Below are 7456 nucleotides of genomic sequence, written 5' to 3' on the forward strand. Positions count from 1 at the left end.
TCGCCGGGCACCGTGACGGCCTGGCCGAGCGTGCCCACCGCCTCCTGCTCACCCGCGACATTCGGTGGCGACGCCGGCAGGCTCTCGATGCCCTGGACGCCTGGGGTCACGACACCACCGGCCTTGCCCGGCCCGGCGACGAGGACCGCAGCCCGTACGTCACTGGCCGGTCCTGGGGCGGCGACTGGCATCCGGAGAACCCGCCATTCTGATCGTCAGACCGGGAACCCAGGCCGACTACCCGCGAGGGCATGCGCCGGTGGTGTGGCGTAGACGCCGATGCGGGGTGCGCGGCACGGGCAATGGAGTGCGGTGCGCACGGCCTGCCCGATTCTCCCAGGGCCGCCAGGGGCCCGTTGCCGGTCCGGTGGCCGCGGTGTTGCCGGTCCCGACCACGCGGGAGCTGGTGGCCGCGTTGGTGTCCGCTCCGGACGATCCGTGGTGGGAGGACCGGGTGCTCCACGCGAAGCTCTACCCTGCGAAGGACCGCCGGGTGTGACCTGGCCGTCTCGGCTGCCGTCGCTGCTCGCCGCCGCGGGGTCGCCGGCGCGAGCTGCGCCGTCGTCGTTGCCCTGCCTGCCGCCTGGCCTCCGCCGTCCTGCCGTCCGTCGCCTCCGCTGGGTCGCCGCGCGGCCGTCATCGTCGTCGCTGGCCGTGCCGCCCCGGCCGCCGGGGGGCGGGGTCGGTCGTTTGGCGGGTTGGTTGAGAAGGCGCCTGCTCGCGTGGTGCGCCGGTTCGTCGTTGTGGTCCCGCCGCTCGTCGTTGTGGTCCCGCCGCTCGTCGTTGTGGTCCTGGTGGTCGTCGCTGCCGCCGTCGCCGTTCGCCGTCGCTGTGCCGGCCGCTGCTGGCCACTGTTGGGTGGGCCGTTGTTGTCGGGGCGGACACCCAGGTTACCCGCTGTCCAGGGGCTGCTCCCGGGCGACTGCCGGCCGCGGACGACGGCGTCTCTGCGACCCGGGACAGGAGAGACGAATCCGGCTCGTGTACGGGTCACCTGTGGCTGAGGATGACCAGAAGCGCCGTAGCCTCCGCGAGGATCTGGGCGGCGAGCGCGGCCCGGCGCATGCGCGCGGCAGGTGCGGCCAGGGCGGCGAGGAACGCCGCGGCGGCGAGTCCGGCTCCCCAGCGGAGCAGCCAGTCCGGCAGTCCCCGGTCGCACTGTTCCCCGTATGTGATGCAGACCGACGCCTGTTCGGAGCTCAGGGCCAGCAGAATGGCCGCCAGGGTCGCCGGCACGAACAGGACGGCGGACAGAACGGCCCGGCGCCGTGTGCGGTCCCTCCCCGGGGACGGTCGGGCGACGGATGTCTTGGCAGAGGGTGTCGCGTTCATGCCCCCATCCAACGCGGATCGACGAGCCCGGCGCAGCCGTCCGGATACTCAGTTCCCAGGTGCGCACCTGCTCAGTCAGCTGGTCGGCTCGCCAGGCTGGATCGTCATCGGCGACACCGGCGGCGGGGACCGCGTCGTCGTTGACCTGACGCCCGGCCCACGCGGCCACCTCGGACAGATCATCGTGCTCGACCACGAGCAGAGCGCCGGAGCCCACCTGTTGGCCGAGTCCCTCACCGACCTGGTGCTGAATCCAGATCCGGACCGGAGCTTTTGTTCCGGCCGGCACTCGGACCGGATGCCGGTGGTGGCGAGGCTCCACGGTGGGGATCCCGGGGACGTCGAGGCGGCGGCCCACCCCGACCTGGAGGTGCTCACCCTCGGCGGGTGGAGCGGCGAACCGGCCAGCCTGCCCACTCGGGCCGCCGTGAACTGAGGGCTGTGGTCAGGCCGTTGGACGAAGTCTTCCTCGCCCGCGTCCGTCCGGACCTCGCCCGCAGCGGTCGCGAGGACTGGTGGACGCATGGGATCTGAGTCATCCAGCGTCGAGCGCCGCCAGCAGGTCCCGCTGCTCCTGGTCGAGTTCCGCCCAGCTGGCCCGCGCGGGTGTGACCTGTTGGTGTTGTGGGGCGTGGAATAGCCCTACACGCCATGTTGTCTGGACCTTTGGTTAGACCTGTTGGAGTCGAGTCGGCAGCTGGCTTGGTAACGGTACGTGGTGGTCGGGGGTGGTAGCGGGGGCTGGTCGGCTGCTCGTGGGGGCGGTGGGGTGTTCTGGATCTGTAATCGGCTTGGAATTCCGTTGGAATTCCGCGCAGATATTTTCATTGATTGACTTCCTGGGGCTTCTGAATTTCGGTCGGATTGGTCAGGGTGTGGGGTCGGTGTTCGGTTTGGCGGGCCGGGCTGCGCCCCCGCGTTGCGCTCGCCGGCGGTTGGTGGGGCCTGCTGACACCGTCCGGGCTGTGGTCCGGTCGACGCCCACGGCGCCGTCCAGGCCCGGCTCCTGGTCCTCCTTGCCCGGCAGGCTGAAGGCCGGCCCGACATGGCCTGTGGGCTGGTGTGGCAAGCTGGCGCGATGTTCCCGCCCCAGCCCGCGCCGCGTGATACGGCGATTGTCGATCTGCTCCAAGAGCGGGACGGACTGTCGACGGAGGTCGTCCTGCGGGATGGCGTGCGGCTGGTGGTCCTCAACAGTGCCTGCGGATACGACATCGGGGATGAGTACGCGCACGTGACGACCAACGTCAGCCCGTTCGTCGAGGACGGAGAGATCGGATTCTTCTTCACCTCGGACGTCGCCGTCATCGCTGACCCTTCGACTGGCGAGATCCTGCTGCGAACGCCCTGACCCTCTCTCCGGCTGCGAACAGGCATGCGCCGCAGCAGGCGCTCATCACGTCGGGGTCCGCGCCGGGCTGTTGCCTGGTCGACGGCTACGGCACCGTCCAAGCGCAGCTTCTGGCCCTCCTTGCCCGGCACGCCGCCGGCCGGCCGCTGCACCCTGCTCCTGCTGGCCGGGTCCGCTTCCTGCTTGGGTCCTGCTGGGCCTCGTCTTGGCCCCGTCGTCCGGGCCTGCTGGGCCGGCGCCTCTGGTTCGTCCGCCTCGTTGCCGTCCTCGGCGGCGGCCCCGCCCTGGTGGACGTCCGTCTCGCCGCCGTCCTCGTGGGTCCGCACGTACCCCTGTGCTGGTGCACGCCACAGGCAATGGGGGTGTCGCGTGCACCCGCGGGCCGATCCTCCCAGGGCCACCTCGTCGCCGTCAGCCTGCCCGCCCGCCCGCCCGCCCGATCGCTCGCCGGCGTCGGCCTGCTGCACCCGTGCGTCCCGCTGGCCTCGTCCTGGTGGCCGTCGTCCCGGCCGCCGCCGTCGTCTTCGTCCGACCCGGTGGCCGTCGTCCTGGTGGCCGTCAGGCCGGCGCTGGAGGCTGCTCTGGTGATGGTCCGGGGGGCCGATGCGGGGTCGTGCTGGTGGTTGGTGGGTGCTGTCGCGTTGGCTGTCGCACCCTGCTGTCGTGTGGGGTGCTGTCGCGTGGTGTGACGTGGGCGGATGCCCGGGTTCCCCTGTGTGTGGTGGGGGCGCGACAGGTGGGTGCGACAGGGTGCCGGGGTGGGGCCGTGTCTAGGACGGTGTTTCTTGCGCCCCGGGGTGACGGCTGCAAGTGGCCCCACCGAGGAACGGTTTAGGTTGGCCCAACTGGCGGCCGGCGCGGTGAGGTGTCCGCGGCAACTGTGTCTGCTCATGTCAGTACGACCGAAGGTGCTCGGTTCCTCTTCCGGTTCGGGTTTCGGAAGAGGAGAGATGCTCGGCGTAATCGAGAGGCGATAGGGGCAAGAGTGCGGAACACTGCGCCAGGTGATCGTGATGCAGCCTGTCCTGGAGATCAACATCCCAGAGGGCTTCGACCTCTGGCCTATCGCCGGGATCGAGCCGTTCGCCTTCCTGCCCCTGAACGGCGAACTCTCACCCGCCGAGGTCGGGACGGCGATGATGCGCATCATCGGCTGCAACGACATCGACCCCGACGGGGACCGCCCGCCACGGCCGACTGACCCGCTCGAGTCCTTCCTTCATGGACTGCTGACCTTCGACCACCTCTACGCGGCCGGTGGCCTGCGAGTCACCGACTACTCCACGGGGGTCACCTTCCTGCCCGGTTGCTGCGATGGACTGGAAGACTGGCGCGACTGGCGCGTGTTCGTCGATGGCGGCAGCCTGCTTGGGTTCGGCCACGAGCCCGTGTCACCGGTTGCAGAACGTTTCGGCGACACCGTCCGGCTCACCGCCAACGCCGAGCAGAGTGGCAGCCCGGTGATCGAGCTGTCCGTCACCGAGCTCCGCCACCTGCTCGCCGGCGCCGAGCGCGACCTGACCAACTTCCTCGCGCTGGCGACCGACTGGGTCCGTCAGCAAATGCCCGAGCACTCTGATCCGGTCATTGCTGCCCTTGCCCGAGTCCTCGACCTGCCCGCACCGGCCATGCAGCCAAAGCCATAGGACGGCCGACAGGGTGCACTCGTTTGGAGTAGTTGTCCCGTGCCATCGAACCTTGACCGATTGCCACCGAAGGTTGACGGGTGGTGGTTTGTGTCAGCGAAGATTGACCGCCCAGGTCAGGACCGTCGAGTGGGCCTCCGTGTACTGTGCCCGGGACACGGTAGACGTCACCGTCCCGTCTCCAGGTGGTCAGAGCAACAAGCAGCCCAGCCAGCTGGAGGGGAACCAGCCCTCCAGGGAGCGCAGTTCGGGTTCGGTGGCGGGATGGGTTGCGAGGATGGCGTGGCGCACCTCGCCGCCCCCGCTGAGGGTGCTCAGCCCGCCGCCGGCGCCGGCCAGCGTGATCGTGAGGCCGTCGCGCTGCAGGACGTATCGGTTCACTCCGTCGGACCAGAGGCCGCCCGGCTGCGGCAGGCAGGGGGTGAAAGGGCTGGTGGTGAGGTTCTCACCGTCCGCGGACAGCATCGGGCGGCCGCAGGGGTCGCTGTAGCCCGGGGAGACCGTCTCGACCGCGGCCTTGTCGAAGCCGTTGCCGAGTCCGCCGCTGCCGGCGTAGATGTCCGCCTGGTCGCTGAGCACGAAGACCGCCCGATGCCCATCCCAACTGATCCCGGTGATCTGCACATCCGCCGAAAGGACCGGCTGCATCAGGGACCGGGACGGGATGTGGGTGCCGAGCAGCAGGTCCTGGACCCCCACCTCCCGCTGCATCGCCCGCAGCGGAAGCGCGAGCACGAACACGCCCAGCAGCGTGCCGACGGCCGCCAGCAGGGCGGTGCGTGAGCGCAGCACCACGGCGCAGGCCAGGGCGAAGGACGGGAGGGCGAACACCAGCACGCTCAGCAGGCCCGGGCGGAAGGGCAGTAGGAAGGCCAGCCCGTGGGTAGCGGCGAGGTCGAGCGCCATCGGCGCGGGTGCGAGCAGCCAGCACCACCGGGGGGCGGACGGCTTCAGGGCGTGGACGCTGACGAAGTACGCGGGTATGACGACCGCGAGCGTCACCACCAGGTGCAGAATCCCGAGGACGCGCCCGCCAGGCTCGAAGTGCTGGACGGCGCTGCCGATGGCCACCGAGATCAACGACGGCAGGGCGCAAGCCGCACCGAGGGTGAGGACCTGCCAACGCCGGTTCGAGGGCGGACGAACCGGAGCGCTCCCCTGCGCCGTGACCACGTACGGATCGTGCGGTTCGACCGTGGCCATCGCTTCCCCCTGGCGTTCAGTGCCTTCGAGCCATCAGTGGGACGAGCGCGTGCCGATCTTGGTTGCGGCAGCCGGGCGGGTGTACCGCGAAGTCTCGAGGATTCCCTGGCTCGTTCCGCCGAGCGCCTAGCGGCCGTCCTGCGTCGGAAGGTGGTATCCCAGGGTTCCAACGACCGTCCGTTCGGGTCACCGGCACGACGCGCGGCGACTGACCTGGGCGATCAACCTTCAGTGACACAAACCGTGCAGACGTCAAAGCTCAGTGGCACACGGTCAAGGTTCGGTGGCACAGGACACCGGTGCTGCGCTCTGGCCGCTGTCCTGGTCGGCCGCCAGGCCGTCCCGCAGCGCCCGGACCGGCCGCCCCGCCCGCTGGCCGCGCTCGCGCCTCACCGCTGCGCTCCGGCCGCCGTCCAGGCCGTGCGCGGGCCCTGCCCCGCTCACCCGCCCGTCGTCCTGCCCGCCGTCCCGCTGCGCCCGTCCGGCCGTCACGCCGTGCCTCGGTCGCGGTTGGGTGGTGTGGGGGTCAGTGGAAGTGGAGGGCGTGTCGGTGGGTGGCGAGTACGTGCGCTACGAGGATGAGGAAGAGCCCGATGGTGGCGGCGGAGACTGCGGCGAGTACGGCCCGCAGGGCGAGGGTTCCGAGGGTGGGTCGGAGTCGGCGGGCGGAGCCGCTGTTGGGGTCTGGGGAGGTGCTGGGTTCGTCTGTCATGCCGGTTCTCCGGGGTGTGGTCGGCTGGGGCTGGGTTGAGGACTTCTGCAGGGTAGACGGGCTGTCAGGTGTGTTGGTGGCGTGCGGCCCCGTGCTGGCCTCGACTCGTCCGTGCCCGGCCTGCTCCGGCCGCCCGCGGGTCGGTCCCCGGTTCGGGTGTTCGGTTTGGTGTTGTGGCTCTGGTGATTGCTCTGGGGCAGTCTCATCGGATTTCCCGGCGGGTCTGGAATAGCGGTCACCGTATCGGCGGTGGGGGCCGTAGGCCCCTTTCTGGGGCGTCAGAATTCGATTTCCGGGCGCTGCGCCTCGCGTGGCTTTCCTGTTTCGCATCGGCAGTGGGCTGGATTGTAATTCGCATTCTCCCGGCTGGTGAAGTCGGATAGGGCTGGAACGGGAAGTCTATGCGAGCCTTCCTATTCGCGTCTCGCGCTCGTTTGCGGATGGCCAGGATAGGGCTGTACGGCGCTCCGGGAAACACGCTCAGAACGCCACTGGAACCGCCCCGGGTGCCGGTCCGGAATCTGTGGTTGAGGGCCTGTCAGGGACCGGCGTGCGGGGTGTCCGTGAGGGCCCGCCACGGAGCCCCGGGCGGGCGAGCCCGGACCGGCGGGCAGGGAGCCAGGAAGCGAGGGCCGCAGGCCTGCCCCAGAGGCGGCGGATGGGCCACCAGCCCAGCAACCACACGGCGAAACCGGGCCCCGAGCACCCCGCCGGGCGTGATCGGGGAGGGGGCCGGGGGGTGAGGTTGTGACTGATACCGGAAGTCCGCGACACATCGTCAACGCCCGGGGCCGCAGGCCCCGGCCGGCACCCCTCCCGATTCGGGGGAAGGGGCTACTACCCGAATTCCGCGTCACATCGTCAACGCTCACCCCCGGGCGCAGCCCGGGAAAGGCGGTCAGCAGACCGGCCCGTAGGGCCGTGAAAACACCGGCCGAACAAGGCGGGGAAGCTGGCCGATTGACGGGCCGTAGGCCCGGGACAGATGCCCCCGATGGGCGGAGCGCAGCGACGCCAGGCGCTTGCCACAAACCACCCGAGCAAGCCCATGAATTCGCCACCGGCGAATTCCCCCAACCCCACACCGCTTGCCGAGGCGCAGCCGAGGCTACGCCACGCATGGTGACGGCGTAGCCGGCACCCCCGCACCCGGCGGTGCGTCAGCACCGCCGCATTTCCGCCAGGAAATGCTCAAGCCGCAGGCTGTCTCTT

At 70.3% G+C, this 7456-nt stretch carries 7 protein-coding genes and 1 pseudogene; 4 read left to right on the forward strand and 4 right to left on the reverse strand.

Features of this window, described 5'->3' with window-relative positions; translation table 11 throughout:
* Window positions 1-212: pseudogene (locus ACFVWU_RS43585) on the forward strand (hypothetical protein); the annotation flags it as partial.
* Window positions 213-990: 778 nt separating this feature from the next.
* On the opposite strand, the gene ACFVWU_RS43590 reads toward ACFVWU_RS43585, so the two are convergent.
* Window positions 991-1332 carry a hypothetical protein gene (locus ACFVWU_RS43590; RefSeq protein ID WP_387632007.1) on the reverse strand — a complete coding sequence of 114 codons (342 nt, stop codon included), beginning with the start codon at window positions 1330-1332 and terminating at the stop codon, window positions 991-993.
* Here ACFVWU_RS43590 and ACFVWU_RS43595 point away from each other — a divergent pair.
* The 3 genes from ACFVWU_RS43595 (at window position 1331) to ACFVWU_RS43605 (ending at window position 4329) form a co-directional block, all read left to right on the forward strand.
* Complete coding sequence (locus ACFVWU_RS43595) at window positions 1331-1768, forward strand: SMI1/KNR4 family protein (protein ID WP_387632009.1); 438 nt, start codon at window positions 1331-1333, stop codon at window positions 1766-1768. The genes ACFVWU_RS43590 and ACFVWU_RS43595 overlap by 2 nt on opposite strands.
* A gap of 642 nt (window positions 1769-2410) precedes the next feature.
* Complete coding sequence (locus tag ACFVWU_RS43600; protein WP_387632010.1) at window positions 2411-2683, forward strand: hypothetical protein; 273 nt, start codon at window positions 2411-2413, stop codon at window positions 2681-2683.
* Window positions 2684-3696: 1013 nt separating this feature from the next.
* Complete coding sequence (locus ACFVWU_RS43605; RefSeq protein ID WP_387632019.1) at window positions 3697-4329, forward strand: hypothetical protein; 633 nt, start codon at window positions 3697-3699, stop codon at window positions 4327-4329.
* Between the two features lie 189 nt (window positions 4330-4518).
* On the opposite strand, the gene ACFVWU_RS43610 is transcribed toward ACFVWU_RS43605, so the two are convergent.
* The 3 genes from ACFVWU_RS43610 to ACFVWU_RS43620 all read right to left on the reverse strand — a co-directional run bounded on the left by ACFVWU_RS43610 (window position 4519) and on the right by ACFVWU_RS43620 (window position 6244).
* Window positions 4519-5532, reverse strand: a complete 1014-nt coding sequence (locus ACFVWU_RS43610) for a hypothetical protein (RefSeq protein WP_387632012.1) — start codon at window positions 5530-5532, stop codon at window positions 4519-4521.
* A gap of 273 nt (window positions 5533-5805) precedes the next feature.
* Window positions 5806-6024: a hypothetical protein gene (locus ACFVWU_RS43615; RefSeq protein ID WP_387632015.1), complete on the reverse strand. Its 219-nt coding sequence runs from the start codon at window positions 6022-6024 to the stop codon at window positions 5806-5808.
* Between the two features lie 34 nt (window positions 6025-6058).
* Window positions 6059-6244 (reverse strand): hypothetical protein, encoded by a 186-nt coding sequence (locus ACFVWU_RS43620; protein ID WP_387632017.1) that lies wholly within the window; start codon window positions 6242-6244, stop codon window positions 6059-6061.
* Window positions 6245-7456 lie beyond the last annotated feature (1212 nt).

The sequence above is a fragment of the Kitasatospora sp. NPDC058190 genome (assembly GCF_042883685.1).
GTDB lineage: Bacteria > Actinomycetota > Actinomycetes > Streptomycetales > Streptomycetaceae > Kitasatospora.